The organism is Haloparvum alkalitolerans (genome assembly GCF_055381565.1).
Genome location: NZ_AP043938.1, coordinates 2,041,504 through 2,058,084, shown reverse-complemented (window position 1 = coordinate 2,058,084; position 16,581 = coordinate 2,041,504). Strand labels below are relative to the sequence as shown.

Sequence of the window (16,581 nt, the reverse complement as noted above, 5' to 3'; positions counted from 1 at the left end):
ACAGCGGGGCGCGTTCTCGGAGCCATGAGCCGACAACGCGCGGTGGTCGCGGTCGCGGTGGCGCTGCTGCTCGTGACCGCGGGCTGTGCCGGGGCCGGGAACGACGCCGCCCCCTCGGGCGGCGACGGGGGCGCGGAGATGGACGCCGGCGGAGACGCGCCTCAGGAGGCGGGGAGTGACGACGCCCGGTCGGCCGAGGACGGGTCCGCGTACGCGGTCGCCGACAGGCAGCTGATCCGGACCGGCGAGGCGACGATACACGTCGAGAGCTTCGGCGACGCGAGCGACGAGGTCCGGTCGATCGCGGCGTCGTACGACGGGTACGTCAGCGACACCGAGCAGCGCTCGCGCGAGATCGGGAACGAGACGTGGACCCGCGGCACGGTGCGGTTCCGCGTCCCCACCGAGTCGTTCGACGACGCGTTCGCGGACGCCACCGCGGTCGGCGAGGTCGAGGACTCCTCGACGAACACCGAGGACGTGACCGACCAGCTGGTCGACGTCGAGGCTCGGTTGACGAACCTCCGCGCCGAGCGCGACCGCCTTCGCGAGCTGTACGAGGGGGCCAACGAGACCGAGGACGTGCTCGCGGTGCAGTCGGAGCTCTCCCGGGTTCAAGAGGAGATCGAGCGCCTCGAGGCCCAACAGCGTCAGCTTGAGGACCGCGTCGCGTACGCCACCATCACGGTCCACATCGTGGAGGATCGCCCTGAAGGCGACTCGACCGAGCCCGAGGCGTGGTACGACACCGGCGTCGCCGCCGCGTTCCTCACCTCCGTGGACGGCGTCGGAACCGCGCTGCGGGCGATCGCCGTCGGAGCCGCCTACGTCGCCCCGTACCTGCTCGCGTTCGGGACGCCCGTCGTCGTCGGCGTGGTCGCCGTCGCGAAGTTGGTCCAGCGGCGCGGGGAGTGACGGTCGCGGGACGACTCCGCGTTCCGAGCGAAATTTCTGTCGACTGTTCGGATGGCGCTTTTTCTGTCGACTGTTCGGACGGCGCTTTTCTGTCGGCCGTGTCGGTACCGTCCCTTCCGGATCGCTACTCCGCGATCGCTACTGCGCGATCGTTTCTCGGGCCACGGCCGCGAGACGGTCGGCGGCCGTCTCGTCGGCCGCGGCCACGTACAGTCCCGCGTCGTCGTCCGCCCGGACCGCGGCGTCGCTCTCCTCGGCCAGCAGCGAGCCGACGTACTGCTCGAAGGGGTCGGGGTGGTAGCAGACGACCGCCTCGGAGCCGCCGCTCGCGAGCATCCCCCAGTCGACGCAGGGGGACCACGACTGGAGGACGCGCTTGCACTCCGCGTCGAGCGCGGACGCGAGCGCGTCCGCCCGCGCGCTCCGCTCGGCGTCGCGGATCGCGGGGAGCCCGATCACGAGTGAGACCGTCCCGCTGTCGAGCGGGACGTCGCTGTCGGCCGACAGGGGCGTCCCCGCTCCGGGCCGGTCCGGGTCGGTCGCGACGGCGGCGGGGGCAACGGTCCCACCGCCGCCGCGCGTGGCTCGGAACAGGGAATCGGGGAGGGGTTCGTAGACGGCGCCGGCGACCGGTTCGTCGTCGCACAGACAGCAGACCGCGGTCGCGAACGACGGGAAGCCGGCCGCGAAGTTGTTGGTCCCGTCGAGGGGGTCGACGACCCAGACGTACTCGCCGTCGCCCCGACGGCCCGACTCCTCGCCGTGCGTGGCGTGGGTCGGATACGCGTCCTCGAGCACCGCGAGGACGCGCTCCTCGGCGGCCACGTCGGCGTCGGTCTTCACGTCGTCGGCCTTGTACTCGCCGGGAACGCGGCCGTCGCGGAACCGGGACGCGAGCAGGTCGCCGCCGGCCCGCGCCGCGCGGGCCGCGACCGTCGCGAGGTCGTCGAGGGGGACGCTCATGGACGCCGCGTCGGCGTCGGGCGTAAAACGCGGTTCGGTTTCCGGCGGCGGTGCGGCGGTCTCTCCGAACGCGGGCGATCAGCTCGTCGCGACGAGATAGACGCCGAGCGTCGCGAACAGGATGCCGGCCGCCTTCTTCGCGGTGAGGGACTCCCCGAGCGCGGCGACCCCGATGACGGAGCTGAACACGAGGAAGGTGGCGAAGATCGGCGTGACGACGCTCACCGGACCGAGCGCGAGCGCCCGGTAGTAGGCGAGGATCCCCACCGCCAGACAGAGCCCGGCCGCGAGCACGTACGGCGTCTTCGGCCCGGAGAGGTGCGGCGTCACCTGCTGTCCGGTCGCGGCGACGACGCCGAGCGCGGCCGCCACCAGCACGAGGTTCGAGATCGCGGCCGCCACGTCGCTCGGAACCGCGTTCTGTCCGGAGGTCGCAAAGCGCATCAGCGGCGCGACGAGCGCGTACGCCCCGAGCGCCAAAAGCGAGTAGGGGAGGTAACTCTGCATGACGACCGCTTCGGCGCGGGTCGGTTAAGCCGCTTCGTCCGCGGCCCGTACCGCCGGAGGTGCGCGGTCGACGCCCGCACACCGCCGGCGACGGCGGTCGGACCCGCCGCGGCGTTCCGGTTGGCCAACGTATATCCGAAGCCCCCGTTTCGGTCACTGCATGACGGAACTGCCGCTCGACGCCTACTACGACCTGACGCAGGTCGGCGAGGTCGCCGTCTCGCCGTCCGGCGACCGCGTCGCCTTTACGGCCACCGAGTACGACCAGAGCGAGGACGAGTCGGTCACCTCGCTGTTCGTCGTCCCGCGGGACGGCTCCCGCGACCCGCACCGCCTCTCGCGCGCGTCGGACGCCGGAAGCCCGGCGTGGTCGCCCGACGGGGAGCGGCTCGCGTTCACCGCCGCCCGCGAGGAGGACGACGCGCGGCGCGTCGGGTGGCAGGACCGCGCGACGGACGAGAATGCTGACGAGGCAGACGAGGCGGACGCTGAGGAGACGAACGGGGAGGACGCCGCCGAACCCGAGAACGCCGACGACGAACCGAAGTCGCAGGTGTGGGTCTTCGACCTCGCGCTCGGCGGCGACGCCCGGCAGGTGACCGACCGCGAGGAGGGCGTCTCGGAGTTCGACTGGGGTCCGGAGGGCGACCGGCTGGTCGTCGCGGCGCGCGACCCCACCGACGAGGAGTCCGACTACCTCGACCAGGTGCGCGACGGCGGCCCGGTCGAGACGACCCGGATGCAGCACAAACTCGACGGGGTGGGCTGGACGGACGACGTGACGACGTACCTGTTCGTCGTCGACGCCGAGACGGGCGAGGAGATCAGACTGGAGGACGGCTACGGCGGCGGCGCCCAGCAGGACCTCTCCGGCATGAACCCCCACTGGGGCGAGGCGGGGCGAATCGCCTTCACCGCCTACCGCGGCGAGGACCCCGACGACACGAGCGCGCGGGACGTGTACACGATCCGCCCCGAGGCCGACGCCGAGGCGGTCAGACAGACCGACGGGACGCTGTCGTGTGCCGGCCCGCGGTGGCGCAGCGACGGGACGCTCGGGTTCGTCGCCAGCGTCCCCGACAACTGGTGTCTCCCGACGCAGGTCTACGTCGGCGAGCCGGGCAAGGAGCAGCCCGCTGGCGACCCCGGCGCCGCGGACGCCGAGGGCGCGGGGTCGTTCGCGTCGATCACCGAGGACCTGGACCGGACCGTCGCTCGCGGGGGCGGCGTCCACTGGGTCGACGGCGCGGTGTACACCCTGATCGCGGACCACTCTCGGACGCGGCTCGTGCGGGCGGACCCGGCCGAAAAGGCGGTCGACCGCGTGTTCGAGGCGCAGGGGAACCTGCGCGCGGTCTCCGCGCTCGACGTCTCCGCGGACGGCTCGACCGCGGCGTTCGTCCTCTCGCACCCGGGCGAGGGAGCGGACGTGTACGCGGTCGACGTGGCCGACCTGGACGACGCGCCCGCGGCCGAGCCGCACCATCCCGCGGACGACCCCGAGGGGTTCCCCGAAGAGCCGGGGTCGATCACGCGCCTCTCGGGGGTCAACGACGACCTGATCGCGGAGTTCTCCATGCCGGAGGTCGAGCGCGTCGAGTGGGAGTCGGACGGCTGGGACCTCGACGGCGTGCTGTATCACGACCCGGACGTGGACCCCGAGGCGGGCGACCACCCCCTCGCCGTTGCCATCCACGGCGGCCCCATCTCCTACGACGAGCCGGTCTTCTCGTTCGCGCACGCGGCGCTGACGAGCCGGGGGTACCTCGTCTTCCGACCGAACTACCGCGGTGGAAGTTCTCGGGGCCGGGAGTTCGCGGAGACGCTCCGCGGCCAGTGGGGCACGGTCGAGGTCGCGGACGTGGTCGCGGGCGCGCGCTCGCTCGTCGAGCGCGGGTGGGCCGACGGGGACCGGATCTTCGGCTACGGCTTCTCCTACGGCGGGATCACGCAGGGGTTCATCGTCACGCAGGAGCCGGACCTCTTCGCGGCCGCCGCGCCCGAGCACGGCATCTACGACCTGCGGTCGGCGTTCGGGACGGACGACTCCCACAACTGGATGGAGGCGGAGTACGGCCTGCCGTGGGAGAACCCGGAAGCCATCGACGCCTCCTCGGCCATCCTCGACGCCGGGAACATCGACACGCCGGTCCTGATCACCGCCGGCGGGCAGGACTGGCGCTGCCCGCCCTCGCAGTCCGAGCAGTTCTACATGGCCGCCCAGAAGGCGGGCGTCGACGCGAAGCTGATCGTCTACCCCGAGGAGCACCACAACGTCGGCGACCCCGACCGCGCGATCCACCGCCTCGAGGCGGTCACCGAGTGGTACGAGACGCACGATCCCGCGACCGAGAGCGACCCCGAGAGCGACGAGGAATAGCCCGGGGACGCACGAACCGCTTTCAGAAAAACGAGACCGGTAGACCGGCTGTCCCACGCTCGGCGCGCGCCGCGGCGACCGCGGAGCGCGTCGCCGCGACCGCGCGAGGGAGGCGGTGGCGCGGCCGCGCTGTGGTGCTGTGCGGTTCCGCGGCCGCGCCACCGGCGAGGCTGCGGAGGCGAGAGGCCACGCTTGACTCGACAGCCGGACCAGAGACGCACCGAGCAACCGGCCGCGACAACCGACTCCGCAATCCACGCCCTGGCGGACTGAAAGGGCGAGGCCGGTCGCGGCCGCTCAGCCGACCCCTATCGGCGCCGGGTGTTGCGGAGAGGCGCCGGTATGTCGCTGAGCGTCCGCGAGCGGTCGAGGGCTTTCTGGATGTTCGCGGTGAACGCAGCAGAACGCTTGACTGAGACAGAACCATCGTATAGCGAGCGGTCGAGGGCTTTCCGCACGTTCGCATCAGTCACAGCAGTACGCCCGCGTACCCGACCCGAGCCAGCGGCCTCCAGATCCCGATCTCGGTTCGGATCGCCCTTTTTAACGCACCCACGCCCCAACCCCCGTCCATGAACCTCCGGAAGGTCGCGCCCCCGGTCGGCGCCGTCGCGTCGCTGTTGACGGTGTTGGTCCTCGCGCTGCCGTTCGTGCTGGTCGACGTGCGGGCGGAACTGCTGAACGCCTACTACGCGGCCGGACCGACTGGCGCGGTCGGGATCGCGCTGTTCGGACTGGTGGGCGCCGTCGCGTTCGCCTCCGCGGAGCGGGGCAACGTCGACCGCGTGACGATGGCCGGCGGGCTGGTCGCGCTCGGCGCCGGGACGCTCGCCCTCGCGGCCGCGTGGTGGCTCGCCATCGACGAGACCGTCCTCTTCAGCTTCCCGCAGCAGTACCGCTGGCTGGAGTGGCACGCGCCCCTGACCACCGCGCTCGCGGTCCTGCCGGCCGCGGCGGCCGCGGCGTACGCGAGCGCGGTCGTGGAGTAGCGGGACTCCCCACGACTTCGGACCGACCACCGCGAACGAACCGCCACCGATCCCACGCCCTCCCGCGACCCGCGGAGCGAAAGGCCCTTATGGGGCACTGGTCTACGGTGGAGTGGACTAGGTCGGGCGGTTAGGCCCCGCCCCTCGCCCGTGAGGTAGTCTTCAGCGGGGACCGAACGCCGGGGGTGTCCGGTCAGACCGGCACGGGCCCCGGGAGCCAACGTGGAAGCCTCGTCCGACGGGGACAGCGGTCCGTGGCGCCCGCTCGCAGGAGCGGTCCGTCGCGGTTCGGCGGAGACAATGGGTCAGGCGCGGAAGCGAGCAGCCCACCTCCGGACGCCAGTCGCTCGTCGGGTCGCGGGGTGGAGGAGGCAACCGGGATTCCCCGCGTCGGAACGCCGGGCTATCCCGGTCCGTCCATCCATTCATAACGACCTTTTTCTGCGGTTGGGTTCACGCGCCGCGGAGCGGCGCGCTCACCCGCCCTTGAAAAATGTCGATCAAAAAGGGGCCGCGGGCGGCGCTCCGGGCGCTCCGCGCCCTCGCGCCGCCGCGGTACCACGACCTCAATACATAACCGCACCGCGGCCGCAACCGCACCGCGACCGCATCAGCACCGCACCGCGGCCGCAACCGCACCGCGACCGCATCAGCACCGCACCGCGGCCGCAACCGCACCGCGACCGCATCAGCACCGCACCGCGGCCGCATCAGCACCGCACCGCGACCGCATCAGCACCGCACCGCGACCGTACCGTGACATGAAAAATACCGGGTGTCGATGTGTGGCTGGAGCCGATCCGCTACCGGACCGTGACGGAAATTTCTATGGCATCAGCCTTTCCGGTGTCGGGCCACACGCCCGAGTGTGAGACGACTCCTGACCGTACTCGCGCTCGTGTCGATAGTCGCGCTGGCCGGCTGTGCCGGGCTGCCGGGTGCCGGCGACGCCGGCGAGGGCACCGCGGTCCCCGACGAGGAAGTCTCGGTCGCGAACGACGAGGCGAACGCGACCGGCGTCAACCAGACGCTCCGGCTGACCGTGAACGAGAGCGTCGCCGGCGACGAACTCACCTCGGTCGGCGCCACCTACCCCCGCGACCGGTTCAACGTCGACGAGGCCGCTCACGACGCCATCCTGATCGGCGTCGACACCGACGGCGACGGCGACCTCGACCGCGGGTTCAACGAGACGCACGTCAGCGGCGTCAACACCAACGAGTTCTCCTACGACGTGACGCTCGACACCGACTACACCCTCAAGGAAGGCGACACCGTCGTGCTCGGCTATCCCGCCGTCGACAACCCCGAGGAGGCCGGGGAGTACGCCGTCGAGGTGCACGTCAACGACGAGCAGCGCGCGAACGGGACCGTCGTCATCGAGGACGCCGAGTAGTTCGGCGCGAGGCCGACCGACCGCGGACGACCCCTTTTTGTGCCCGCGCGCGCTTCGCTCCGGTAGCCGATGGCGACGCCGATCCTCAAGTGGGCAGGCGGGAAGCGCCAACTGCTCGACGAGCTGTACGCGCGGTTCCCCGCCGCCTACGACCCCGCGGAGCACGCCTACCACGAGCCGTTCCTGGGGAGCGGCGCGCTCTTCTTCGACCACGAGCCCCGCCGCGGCACCGTCAACGACCGCAACGTCCGGCTCCACAACTTCTACGTCCAGGTCCGCGACCGGTCCGAGGACCTGATCGAGCGCTGCCGCGCGTTCGACGACCCCGAGAGCGACCCCGACCCGGACCTGCCGTTCGCGGAGACGGACCGCTCCGACAAGCCCGTCGAGGCGTACTACTACCAGCAGCGCGCGCTCTTTAACCGCCGCCCGAACGGCGAGCCCTTCGATCCCCTCGACGAGGCCGCGCGACTGCTCTACCTCAACCGAACCTGCTTCAACGGACTCTATCGCGAGAACAGCGACGGCGAGTTCAACGTGCCCATCGGGCGCTACGCCAATCCCGATTGGGTCCGCGCCGACGAGGTCCGCGCCGCGAGCCGCGTCCTCTCCCGCCTGCCCGACGACGCGCTCCGTGCGGGCGAGTACGACTACGTGCTCGACGCCGCCGAACCGGGCGATCTGGTCTACTTCGACCCGCCCTACGAGCCGATGAGCCCGACCGCGGACTTCGCCGAGTACAGCGCCGGCGGCTTCGACCGCGAGGACCAGCGCGCGCTTCTCGAGACCGTCCTCGCCCTCCGCGACCGCGGCGTCCACGCGATCCTCTCCAACAGCGGGGTCATGTACGACACCTACGACGACGCGGGGCTCCACGTCACGCGTGAGGGTGCCACGCGAGCGATAAACAGTGACGCCGAGAGCCGCGGGGAGGTCGACGAGGTGATCGCGACGACGGTCGCGCCCGAAGACCGGCAACAGCACGGCACCGCGACGCTGGACGAGTTCTGAGACCGGACGACCTGGACCCTCCACCGCCGGCCGAGACGGCAACCGGTAAGGCGAACCGGCTCGAACCGGCGGCCGTGTCACGAGGCTCGACCGTCGTCTGTATCAACTGCGAGGAGGCGATCAGCGCGGACGCGCGGATCTGCCCGCACTGCGGCGAGCTTCAGCCGTCGCCGCTGCTCGCGGCCCTGCTCGCGGTCCTCGGCGTCTTCGCGATCCTCGTGGGGTTCCCGGTCGCGGCGTTCACCGTCGGGCTGGTCCGCTGGGCCGGCTTCGCCGGCGTCCTCGTCGGCATCGGCCTCGTCTTCGGCGGCTACACCTCCTACATCGACGCGCAGGCACAGCGGTCGCGCCGAGCGCGGTAGCGCGGCGCGCCCCCGAGTCCCCGCGGTTACTCGCGCTCGCGCACCTGGTCGAGCACGATCCGGTCCTCGAAGCCGCCGCGCGCCGCGGACTTCTCCGCCCGGAGGTTCTCGATTCGTTCGCGGTCGTAGTCGGCGTTCGCCAGCACCGCGTCGAGCACGTCGAGCACGTCGCCGAGTTCGGCCGGGTTCCCGGACTCCCGGAACTCCGCGGCCTCCTCGACCAGTTTCTCGCGCAGCCGCCGTTCGTGCTCCGCGTCGTCCGCGACGTGCGTCTCGGGCACGTCGCCGTCCTCCCGGACGATACGCGGGATATCGTCCCGGACGAGCTTGTCGTATTCGAGGGCTCCCTCGCCGTCGCTGCGATCAGCGGCGTCGTCCTCGCCAGTCATGCGCTCGACCGCGGCCGGCGGGGACAAAAGGGTAGCGCGGACCGGCGGGTCGGAGACGGTTCTCGATGCGTGGGCTGCCGCCGGGACCGACAGCTACGAAACCCCGACGCCCGAACGGCGGGTATGGCCGACAGCGAGAGCGAGACCGCGACGGCGTCTGCGGACGGGATCACCGCACGCTACGAGGTGCGCGACGGCGAGCGCGTGCTCGCCTTCGAGCGCGACGGGCGGACCGCGGCGGTCGCACAGAACGTCGAGGGGTACGCGATGTTGAAGGTGCGCCCGACAGCGGACGGCGACGAGCTGGAGCGCTACTACGGCTTCGATATGGCGCTGGACCACGCCGCGGAACTGCTGGGCGTCGCGCCTGCCGACCTCCCGGTTCCCGACGCGGCCGCCGACATGGGGATGTAGCGGTTCGCGACCGCCCGTTTTTCAGAAAAACCCGGCCCGCGAGTCGCCGCTCAGTCGCGGTGCTCCGCGACCGTCTCGGTGAACTGCCGGGCGGTTTCCGTGATGGACGCGAAGTCGCCGCGCTCCGCGGCGTCGTAGTCGACGAGCGCGGAGCCCGCGCCGACCGCGAACGCGCCGGCATCGACGAACTCGCCCGCGTTGTCTAGCCCGACGCCGCCGGTCGGCATGATGGGGATCTGCGAGAGCGGGCCCTTGATCGCGGAGACGTGGCCCGGCCCGACCGTCGCGGCCGGGAACACCTTCACGAAGTCCGCGCCCGCCTCGTAGGCGGTGATCGCCTCGGTCGGCGTCATGACGCCCGGCGCGACGACGGTGCCGTAGCGGTTGCACGTCTCGATCACGTCCTCGTGGAGGCTCGGCGAGACGACGAACTCCGCGCCAGCGAGCTGGACGTTCCGGGCCGTCTCCGCGTCGATGACGGTGCCGGCGCCGATGGTCGTCTCGCCGTCCGCGAAGCTCGAGGACACTTCGTCGATCAGGTCCACGACGCCCGGCGTGTCCGCGGTCACTTCGATGGCGGTCACGCCGCCCTCGCGCAGCGCGTCCGCGATGTCGATGAGCTGGTCGGCGGGCACGCCGCGCAACACGGCGACGACGCCGGAGTCCTCGATCCGCTGGAGCGTCTCGTTCATACGCGCACCGAGGACCAGCGGGGCCTTAAAAACCGCGAGAACGGAGAGAACTGCGGGTCGTCGGTGTCGTGGGTCAGTCGGTCCGGGGAAGCGCCAGCGCGCCGGCCGCGAGCAGCGCGACCGCGAGCGCGGACAGCACCGCGAGGTCGCCGAGCCACGCTCCACCGTCGTAGGTGATCGCCCGCACGCCGCGCGCGAAGTAGGTCAGCGGCGAGAGGTTCACCAGCGGCAGGAACCAGCCCGGCAGCATCGACGGCGCGACGAACGTCTCCGAGAGGAACAACAGCGGGAGCGCGACCGTGTTGCTCGCGGCGATCACCCCGTCCTGCGAGTCCGCGGCCGCGCCGAGCAGCGCCCCGAGCCCGCAGAAGGTCGCCACGCCGACTACGACGAAGACGGGGAGGACGGCGAGCGCGGGCGTCGCGCGCACCGCGGCGTCGGTCACGGCGAGCACCAGCCCGAAGATCAGGAGGCTCGCCGCGCCGATGATGGCGACGTTGACGACCGTGTGCGCGAGCAGCCACTCCGTCCGCGTCAGGGGGGTCGTCGACAGCTTCTCGAACCGGTTGCCGTCCCTGTGGCGCGCGATCTCCGAGCCGACGCGCGACAGGGGCGTGAACAGCACCACGACCGCGAGGTAGCCCGGCAGGTAGTAGCCGGCCGGCTCCGCGAACAGGCCGCCACCGGTGGGCTGGGTCCGCACCAGCGCGCCGAAGATGACCACGAGGATCACCGGGAAGAAGAACGTGAAGAACACCGCCGTCCGCCGGCGCAGGAACGACCGCGCGGCCGCGGTCGCCTCCGCCCGCACGCGCCCGAGGCGACTCATCGCGCCCCTCCGTCGGTCGGCTCGGTCCCGTCGCCGCTCGATACTCCCGGCCCCGCGTCACGCCCCCGCGGCGCGTACGCTTCGCCGGTGAGCTCCAGGTAGACGTCCTCGAGCGTCGGCTCCGCCCACGACAGCGACTCGAAGGGAACGCCCGCGTCCCCGAGCGCGTCGACCACGGCTGCGATCCCCTCCGGCTCGACGCCGGAGAACCGGAGGCCGCGGTCGGTCGTCTCGACCGCCAGTCCCCGGTCGTCACCGCCCCGCTCGCGGACGCGCTCGGCCGCGGTCTCCGGGTCGAGGGAACCGCTCGCCTCGCGGTCCCCGTCGACTGCGAGTTCCACGTCGAGGTGGGGCGCGCCGCCGTGGTCGGCGATCAGGCCGGCCGGCGTTCCGGTCGCGACGACCGCGCCGTCCCGGATCAGGGCGACGCGGTCCGCGAGCCGCTCCACCTCGTCCATCGCGTGGCTCGTCAGGAAGACGGTCGTGCCGTCGTCGGCGAGCGCCTCGATCAGCGCGTGGAGACTCCGGCGGCCCGCCGGGTCGATGCCGGTCGTCGGCTCGTCCAGAAAGAGGACCTCAGGGTCGTTGACGAGGGCGGTCGCGACGCAGGTCCGCCGCTTTTGCCCGCCCGAGAGCGTCTCGTACCACGCGTCAGCGTCGTCCGCGAGGCCCACGTCCGCGAGCACTTCCTCGGTGTCCCGCGGGTCGTCGTAGAGCCCGCCGTAGTAGTCCACGAGTTCGCGCGCGGTCAGCCGCTCGGGCGGGTCGAACGACTGCGGGAGCAGTCCCACGCGGGCGGGGTGGACGCCGCCCGGCGCCGCGCCGAGCACGCGGACCTCGCCCTCCGCGTCGGTCGTCCCCGTCAGCGCGCGCACGAGCGTCGTCTTGCCCGCCCCGTTCGGCCCGATCAGGCCGAACACCTCGCCGCGCTCGACGGAGAGGTCGACGCCGTCGAGCGCGACCGTCTCGCCGTACGCCTTGCGGACGCCGCGCGCGGCGAGGGCCTCGTCCCCGCTCGCTGGCCCCGCCGCGCCACCGGACCCCGTCGCCCCCGACGCGTCCGCCGCCGTCTCGTTCATACGCCGACTCGACTCGCGGCGCGCCTAAGGGTTGCTCTTCGGCGCCGTGGAACCGACTCGCACGCCGGGACAAGAGCCTTGAGGGGACCGGCTGAACGCCCGGCCGTGAGCGACGACGGAGCCGACGGAACCGGCGGAGCGGACGGGGCAGCCGAAGCGGACAGGGAGACGGTCCGCGAGGGGTACGACGCGCTCGCGGCCGCCTACGACGCGGCGCGCGAACCGGACGCGGTCGAGCGCGCGGCCGTGAGCGACCTCCGCGAGCGACTGGCCGAGGAGGCGGCGTCCCGCGACGACGGCGCCGCGACGGAGCGGGTCAGCCTGCTCGACGCCGGCTGCGGCGCCGGCCGCGCGGTGCTGGAGGCGTTCGTGGACGAGGACCGAGTCGAGGCGGTCGGGGTGGACCTGTCCATGGCGCAGCTCCGCCTCGCGCGCCGTCACGCGCCGGTCGCCGCGGGCGACCTGACGTCCCTCCCGGTCGCGGACGACGCGGTCGACGCCGTCACCGCGTTCCACTCGGTGATCCACGTCCCGACCGCGGACCACCCCGACGTCTACCGGGAGTTCGCGCGCGTCCTCCGGCCCGGCGGCCGGCTGCTCCTCACCGCCGGCCGCGAGGCGTGGGCCGGCCGCAACGACGACTGGCTCGACGCCGGCGCCGCGATGGAGTGGAGCTTCCCCGCGCTCGAGGCGACCCGCGAGCACCTCCGCGACGCCGGGTTCTCGGTCCGCGAGGAGCGCACGACCGGCGACGAGCTCGGCGGCGGAGCGTGGGCGCTGCTGTCCTGTCGGCTCGACCGCTGAAGAAAAATCCGGACGCCGGGCGTCGAAGCCTACGCTTCCGCGCCAACGTACGGCCGCACGCCGCGGACGATGGCGTCCACGTCGAACTCGTCCTCGGTCTTGTCGAAGACGACCTCGCCGTCCGCGCGGACGACGAACACGCCGTCGTCGCCGGTGACGAGCGAGACCTCCTCGACCTCCTCCCCGAACTGCTGGAGGATGGCGCCCGCCACGTCCTGTGCTCGGTTCAGCATGCCGCACGGTACGCAGTACTCGACCTCGACTCGGGTCATGGTCCCGCGTTGGGCCGCCAGCGGCATAAGCGTCCGCGAACCGGGCTGGCCGGCCGCGTTCTCCGCACGCTCGCGTCAGGCCATTTCTGTCCCTGTGTCGGGCTATTTCTGTCCCTGTGTCGGGCTATTTCTGTCCCTGTGTCGGGCTATTTCTGTCCCTGTGTCGGGCTATTTCTGTCCCTGTGTCGGGCTATTTCTGTCCCTGTGTCGGGCTATTTCTGTCCCTGTGTCGGGCTATTTCTGTCCCTGTGTCGGGCTATTTCTGTCCCTGTGTCGGGCTATTTCTGTCCCTGTGTCGGGCTATTTCTGTCCCTGTGTCGGGCTATTTCTGTCCCTGTGCCGGGCTATTTCTGTCCCGGCCGTGGTCGCCTTGTCTAGCCGACTACCGGAAGCCCGGCCGCCAGTACAGCAGCGCGACCGTGACCAGGAACACCGCGGTCGAGGCGCCGTAGGAGGCGTCGAGCGCGGTCGCGGCGACGATCCCCGTCCCGCCGAGGAACGACGAGACCAGCGCGGCGACGATGGGGAGGGTACAGGAGACGCAGGAGAACAGCCCCACCACGCCCGCGACGACCGAACCGGACGCCTCCAGTGCCGTGATGTACAGCAGGTACGCGAGCGCGGTGTAGCCCACCAGGTACGCCGGCATCACCACGATCGTCAGGTACTCGGTGGCCCACACCAGGGCCGGCCCCCATCCCGGCGGGAGCCACGCGATCCGGAGGTCGACGAAGTCGGGCGGGACGCCGATGCCGACCATCCCGCCGAAGAAGGCCAACAGCGCGAAGTAGCCGGCGGCGACCGCGAGCGCGCGCCGTCGCGTCTCGAAGTCGTAGCCAGCGGGCGGCCGCACCCGCCACAGCACCAGCGCGCCGACGTTCACCCACGTCAGCCCGTAGAGGATGTACCGCGGCGCGGTGATCGTCGCGTTCGAGAAGGCGGCGTACAGCACCACGAACAACAGCTCCGCGTTGAGCACGACGGCCGCGATCAGGAGCGTCCGGAGGTCGACCGGCCCGTCGTCGAGGCGTGCGCGCAGCGACGCGAGCGGCGCCGCGGAGTCGCGTCCCGCCACGTCAGACCACCAGCGAGTCGAGGACCACGGCCAGAAGCAGCAGGCCGAGGTAGGCGTTCGAGGCGTGGAACGCGCGGAAGGCGGCCGTCTCGCTCCGCTCGTAGTGGAGGCGGACGACCGCCCAGAGGAACACCGCGCCGAGCGCCACGCCCGTGCCGACGTACAACAGGCCGAGCGCGTCCGCGGTCGCGGCGAGCACCGCGGCCGCGACGTAGGTCGCGCCGAGGTACCAGAGGATGTGGCGGTGCGTCGCCGTCTCGCCGCGGACCACCGGCATCATCGGGAAGCCGCCGGCCTCGTAGTCGTCGCGGTAGGCTAACGCGAGGTTGTAGAAGTGTGCCGGCGTCCACAGGAAGATGAGCGCCGCGAGCAGCAGCCCGCCGCCGCCCACCTCGCCGGTCACCGCCGCCCAGCCGATCAGCGCCGGGAGCGCGCCGGCCGCCCCGCCGATCACCGTGTTCTGGACCGTGTTCGGCTTCAACAGGAGCGTGTAGACGACGCTGTAGAACAGGATCGCCAGCAGGCCGAGCGCGGCCGCCAGCGGGTTTATCGACCAGAACAGGCCGACGGAGACGGCGGTCAGCGTCAGGCCGAACGCCACGGCGTTCCGGACCGGCACGAGGTCGACCGCAAGCGGGCGGTCCGAGGTACGCTGCATCTTGCGGTCCACGTCGCGCTCGAGGACGTGGTTGAACGTCCCCGAGGCGCCGATGGCCAGCGAACCGGCGACGAGCGTCGTCGCCACCGTGCGGACGGTGAATCCGGGGCCGCCAGCCAGCGCCATCGCGGCCGCGGCAACCAGACAGAGCAGCCACATCAGCCGCGGCTTCATCAGGCGGAAGTACGCGGCCGCGGTCGCCTTCGCGCGCGGCCACGGCTCCGTCGGGACCGCGGCCGGCGTTCCGGGACCGTCGTCGCCCGCGTGGTCCTGTACGTCATCGAAGTTAGGTTCGAGGTCCGCTTCGGTCATCGCGGGATCGTCGTCGGGGTCGCCCGTCTCCGCCTCCAACCACCACGCCAGCGCGGCGAGGAGGCCGCCGAAGATGACGACCCCCGCCAGCAGGTGGACCGCGGAGACGACCGCGGAGGCGCCCTCGACCGCGACGACGGCGCCGAGGGCAACCTGCGCGGGGTACAGCAGGACGGCGACCGCGAGGGCGGCGCGGACGCGGCGGCGCTCGTCGCCGAGCCAGGCGGCCGCGGCGGCCGCGACGACGAGCGCGCCGACGACCGCCGCGACGGCGCGGTGGCCGAGCGCGACCCAGCCGGCGGCCTCCGCGGGAAGCGCCCAGCCGGACCCGCAGGCCGGCCACGCGCCGCAGGCGGCGGCCGCGTCCGTGACGGCCGTCGTCGCCCCCACCACGAGCAGCAGGTAGACGCCCATCGCGGCGGCGGCGAGGAGGCCGGGGAACCGATCGGGGACAGTCACTGTCGGGGGTTGGGAACCGCTCCATATAGGTTCCGCGCTTCCTCCCGGCGCGCTGGAAGGGACCGTTCGGGGGCCGAGGCTCGCGGACGGTGCGGGAGGGGACGACCGCCGGTCGGCTACTCCGCGCCGCGCCGCTTCAGGATCCGGTCGACGATCCGACCGGTCGAGAGGAGCTCGCCCTCGTAGGCCGGATCGCGGGGGCTTGCGCGCGCGACCTCGCAGTCGATCCCGCGGTCGTCGAGCGCGGCCGCGATGGCGTCCTCGTCGTGGTGCTGGTCGTAGCCCAAGACGATCACGTCGGGGTCGATCTCCGCGACCGGGACGAAGATGTCCGACTCGTGGCCGAGACGGGCCTCGTCGACGACCTCGAGGGCGGCGACCATGTCGCGGCGCTGGCGGTCCGGCAGGACCGGCGGCTCCTTGTGGGTCACGTTGGCGCCGCGGGCGACGATGACGTACAGTTCGTCGCCGCGGGCGGCGGCGTCGGAGAGGTAGTGGACGTGGCCGGGATGGAGGATGTCGAAGGTCCCCTGCGCGAGCACCCGCGTCATCGGAACCACGAGAGGATACCGCCGCGGTCGTCCTCGCGCTCCTCGCGCAGCTCGGCGTCGATGTCCGCCTGCGTGAAGTCGAAGAAGGCGTCGTCGGGCAGTTCCACGTCGAGCACGTCCAGCGTCGTGGGGTCGCCCTCGTTGTCGAACGCCTTCCAGTCGCCCCAGCCGTAGGGCGCGCCGACGATGACGTGGACCTCGCCCTGTCCGAACGTCGCGAGGTCGGCGTCGCTCGGGTGGAGGGCGCCGTTGGGGTGGGAGTGGACCGACCCCACGGCGCGGGCGTCGTTCGGCTTCATGTTCGTCCGCACGGTGGCGCTCACGGGGCTCGACTCCGTGCCGGGGATGACGAGCACGTCGGTGATCACCTGTCCGTCCCGGTCGAGGCCGAGCGTGCGGGCGTCCTCCGCGCGGAGGAAGCCCATGTACTCGTTGGGGTGGGTGTCCTCGCACGCTTCGAGCACGAACTCCATCGTTTCCCGGGCGATCCCGAGGAGTTCGCTCGACCGGAACAGGCGCATGCG

At 72.0% G+C, this 16,581-nt stretch carries 19 protein-coding genes and 1 other RNA gene; 9 read left to right on the top strand and 11 right to left on the bottom strand.

Annotation, left to right across the window (positions count from 1 at the left end; translation table 11 throughout):
* Positions 1 to 24 precede the first annotated feature (24 nt).
* Positions 25 to 915 carry a DUF4349 domain-containing protein gene (locus ACZ432_RS12550; protein WP_426962088.1) on the top strand — a complete coding sequence of 297 codons (891 nt, stop codon included), beginning with the start codon at positions 25 to 27 and terminating at the stop codon, positions 913 to 915.
* A 138-nt stretch (positions 916 to 1,053) separates the two neighbouring features.
* Here ACZ432_RS12550 and ACZ432_RS12545 read toward each other — a convergent pair whose 3' ends face one another.
* Together ACZ432_RS12545 and ACZ432_RS12540 are read right to left on the bottom strand one after the other, a co-directional pair.
* Positions 1,054 to 1,878, bottom strand: coding sequence for an inositol monophosphatase family protein (locus ACZ432_RS12545; protein WP_426962089.1), 825 nt, complete (start codon positions 1,876 to 1,878; stop codon positions 1,054 to 1,056).
* A gap of 78 nt (positions 1,879 to 1,956) precedes the next feature.
* On the bottom strand, positions 1,957 to 2,385 hold the full coding sequence (locus tag ACZ432_RS12540) for an EamA family transporter (protein WP_426962090.1): 429 nt from the start codon (positions 2,383 to 2,385) through the stop codon (positions 1,957 to 1,959).
* A gap of 160 nt (positions 2,386 to 2,545) precedes the next feature.
* On the opposite strand from ACZ432_RS12540, the gene ACZ432_RS12535 reads away from it, so the two are divergent.
* From ACZ432_RS12535 to ACZ432_RS12510, 6 genes are all read left to right on the top strand, one after another.
* Positions 2,546 to 4,765, top strand: coding sequence for a S9 family peptidase (locus tag ACZ432_RS12535; RefSeq protein WP_426962091.1), 2,220 nt, complete (start codon positions 2,546 to 2,548; stop codon positions 4,763 to 4,765).
* Positions 4,766 to 5,337: 572 nt separating this feature from the next.
* The gene (locus ACZ432_RS12530) at positions 5,338 to 5,754 is read left to right on the top strand and encodes a DUF7548 family protein (protein ID WP_426962092.1); all 417 of its coding nucleotides are present in this window, start codon (positions 5,338 to 5,340) and stop codon (positions 5,752 to 5,754) included.
* 110 nt (positions 5,755 to 5,864) lie between these two features.
* Positions 5,865 to 6,177: signal recognition particle sRNA (gene ffs, locus ACZ432_RS12525), an RNA gene on the top strand.
* Positions 6,178 to 6,622: 445 nt separating this feature from the next.
* On the top strand, positions 6,623 to 7,150 hold the full coding sequence (locus tag ACZ432_RS12520; protein ID WP_426962093.1) for a hypothetical protein: 528 nt from the start codon (positions 6,623 to 6,625) through the stop codon (positions 7,148 to 7,150).
* Between the two features lie 69 nt (positions 7,151 to 7,219).
* A complete protein-coding gene (locus ACZ432_RS12515; protein ID WP_426962094.1) occupies positions 7,220 to 8,161 on the top strand; it encodes a DNA adenine methylase in 942 nt (313 codons plus the stop codon).
* Between the two features lie 74 nt (positions 8,162 to 8,235).
* The gene (locus ACZ432_RS12510) at positions 8,236 to 8,523 is read left to right on the top strand and encodes a zinc ribbon domain-containing protein (protein ID WP_426962095.1); all 288 of its coding nucleotides are present in this window, start codon (positions 8,236 to 8,238) and stop codon (positions 8,521 to 8,523) included.
* A 26-nt stretch (positions 8,524 to 8,549) separates the two neighbouring features.
* Here ACZ432_RS12510 and ACZ432_RS12505 read toward each other — a convergent pair whose 3' ends face one another.
* On the bottom strand, positions 8,550 to 8,912 hold the full coding sequence (locus tag ACZ432_RS12505) for a nucleoside triphosphate pyrophosphohydrolase (RefSeq protein WP_426962096.1): 363 nt from the start codon (positions 8,910 to 8,912) through the stop codon (positions 8,550 to 8,552).
* A 123-nt stretch (positions 8,913 to 9,035) separates the two neighbouring features.
* Here ACZ432_RS12505 and ACZ432_RS12500 point away from each other — a divergent pair, with 123 nt between their 5' ends.
* A complete protein-coding gene (locus ACZ432_RS12500; RefSeq protein ID WP_426962097.1) occupies positions 9,036 to 9,326 on the top strand; it encodes a DUF7111 family protein in 291 nt (96 codons plus the stop codon).
* 50 nt (positions 9,327 to 9,376) lie between these two features.
* On the opposite strand, the gene ACZ432_RS12495 is transcribed toward ACZ432_RS12500, so the two are convergent.
* The 3 genes from ACZ432_RS12495 to ACZ432_RS12485 all read right to left on the bottom strand — a co-directional run bounded on the left by ACZ432_RS12495 (position 9,377) and on the right by ACZ432_RS12485 (position 11,926).
* The gene (locus tag ACZ432_RS12495; protein WP_426962098.1) at positions 9,377 to 10,018 is read right to left on the bottom strand and encodes a bifunctional 4-hydroxy-2-oxoglutarate aldolase/2-dehydro-3-deoxy-phosphogluconate aldolase; all 642 of its coding nucleotides are present in this window, start codon (positions 10,016 to 10,018) and stop codon (positions 9,377 to 9,379) included.
* 73 nt (positions 10,019 to 10,091) lie between these two features.
* Positions 10,092 to 10,847: an ABC transporter permease gene (locus ACZ432_RS12490; RefSeq protein WP_426962099.1), complete on the bottom strand. Its 756-nt coding sequence runs from the start codon at positions 10,845 to 10,847 to the stop codon at positions 10,092 to 10,094.
* Entirely contained in the window at positions 10,844 to 11,926 is a 1,083-nt protein-coding gene (locus tag ACZ432_RS12485; protein WP_426962100.1) for an ABC transporter ATP-binding protein, read from the bottom strand. The genes ACZ432_RS12490 and ACZ432_RS12485 overlap by 4 nt, the downstream gene beginning before the upstream one ends.
* Before the next feature lie 105 nt (positions 11,927 to 12,031).
* Here ACZ432_RS12485 and ACZ432_RS12480 point away from each other — a divergent pair, with 105 nt between their 5' ends.
* Positions 12,032 to 12,730, top strand: coding sequence for a class I SAM-dependent methyltransferase (locus ACZ432_RS12480; protein WP_426962101.1), 699 nt, complete (start codon positions 12,032 to 12,034; stop codon positions 12,728 to 12,730).
* Positions 12,731 to 12,759: 29 nt separating this feature from the next.
* Here the strand turns inward: ACZ432_RS12480 and ACZ432_RS12475 are convergent, their stop codons facing one another.
* The 5 genes from ACZ432_RS12475 to ACZ432_RS12455 form a co-directional block, all read right to left on the bottom strand.
* Positions 12,760 to 13,002: an Rdx family protein gene (locus ACZ432_RS12475; protein WP_058365313.1), complete on the bottom strand. Its 243-nt coding sequence runs from the start codon at positions 13,000 to 13,002 to the stop codon at positions 12,760 to 12,762.
* Positions 13,003 to 13,384: 382 nt separating this feature from the next.
* Positions 13,385 to 14,041, bottom strand: coding sequence for a DUF7546 family protein (locus ACZ432_RS12470; protein WP_426962405.1), 657 nt, complete (start codon positions 14,039 to 14,041; stop codon positions 13,385 to 13,387).
* A gap of 37 nt (positions 14,042 to 14,078) precedes the next feature.
* Positions 14,079 to 15,506 (bottom strand): heme o synthase, encoded by a 1,428-nt coding sequence (locus ACZ432_RS12465; protein ID WP_426962107.1) that lies wholly within the window; start codon positions 15,504 to 15,506, stop codon positions 14,079 to 14,081.
* Positions 15,507 to 15,622: 116 nt separating this feature from the next.
* Positions 15,623 to 16,057 (bottom strand): FAD synthase family protein, encoded by a 435-nt coding sequence (locus ACZ432_RS12460; RefSeq protein ID WP_426962108.1) that lies wholly within the window; start codon positions 16,055 to 16,057, stop codon positions 15,623 to 15,625.
* A complete protein-coding gene (locus ACZ432_RS12455) occupies positions 16,054 to 16,578 on the bottom strand; it encodes a Mov34/MPN/PAD-1 family protein (RefSeq protein WP_058365316.1) in 525 nt (174 codons plus the stop codon). The genes ACZ432_RS12460 and ACZ432_RS12455 overlap by 4 nt, the downstream gene beginning before the upstream one ends.
* Positions 16,579 to 16,581: the final 3 nt, after the last annotated feature.

Bases quoted from the DNA above. Each gene is read 5' to 3' on its own strand.
- ACZ432_RS12545 (WP_426962089.1), bottom strand. From the start codon at position 1,878: ATGAGCGTCCCCCTCGACGACCTCGCGACGGTCGCGGCCCGCGCGGCG.
- ACZ432_RS12495 (WP_426962098.1), bottom strand. From the start codon at position 10,018: ATGAACGAGACGCTCCAGCGGATCGAGGACTCCGGCGTCGTCGCCGTG.
- ACZ432_RS12505 (WP_426962096.1), bottom strand. From the start codon at position 8,912: ATGACTGGCGAGGACGACGCCGCTGATCGCAGCGACGGCGAGGGAGCC.
- ACZ432_RS12500 (WP_426962097.1), top strand. From the start codon at position 9,036: ATGGCCGACAGCGAGAGCGAGACCGCGACGGCGTCTGCGGACGGGATC.
- ACZ432_RS12530 (WP_426962092.1), top strand. From the start codon at position 5,338: ATGAACCTCCGGAAGGTCGCGCCCCCGGTCGGCGCCGTCGCGTCGCTG.
- ACZ432_RS12475 (WP_058365313.1), bottom strand. From the start codon at position 13,002: ATGACCCGAGTCGAGGTCGAGTACTGCGTACCGTGCGGCATGCTGAAC.
- ACZ432_RS12515 (WP_426962094.1), top strand. From the start codon at position 7,220: ATGGCGACGCCGATCCTCAAGTGGGCAGGCGGGAAGCGCCAACTGCTC.
- ACZ432_RS12540 (WP_426962090.1), bottom strand. From the start codon at position 2,385: ATGCAGAGTTACCTCCCCTACTCGCTTTTGGCGCTCGGGGCGTACGCG.
- ACZ432_RS12455 (WP_058365316.1), bottom strand. From the start codon at position 16,578: ATGCGCCTGTTCCGGTCGAGCGAACTCCTCGGGATCGCCCGGGAAACG.
- ACZ432_RS12550 (WP_426962088.1), top strand. From the start codon at position 25: ATGAGCCGACAACGCGCGGTGGTCGCGGTCGCGGTGGCGCTGCTGCTC.
- ACZ432_RS12490 (WP_426962099.1), bottom strand. From the start codon at position 10,847: ATGAGTCGCCTCGGGCGCGTGCGGGCGGAGGCGACCGCGGCCGCGCGG.
- ACZ432_RS12485 (WP_426962100.1), bottom strand. From the start codon at position 11,926: ATGAACGAGACGGCGGCGGACGCGTCGGGGGCGACGGGGTCCGGTGGC.
- ACZ432_RS12535 (WP_426962091.1), top strand. From the start codon at position 2,546: ATGACGGAACTGCCGCTCGACGCCTACTACGACCTGACGCAGGTCGGC.
- ACZ432_RS12460 (WP_426962108.1), bottom strand. From the start codon at position 16,057: ATGACGCGGGTGCTCGCGCAGGGGACCTTCGACATCCTCCATCCCGGC.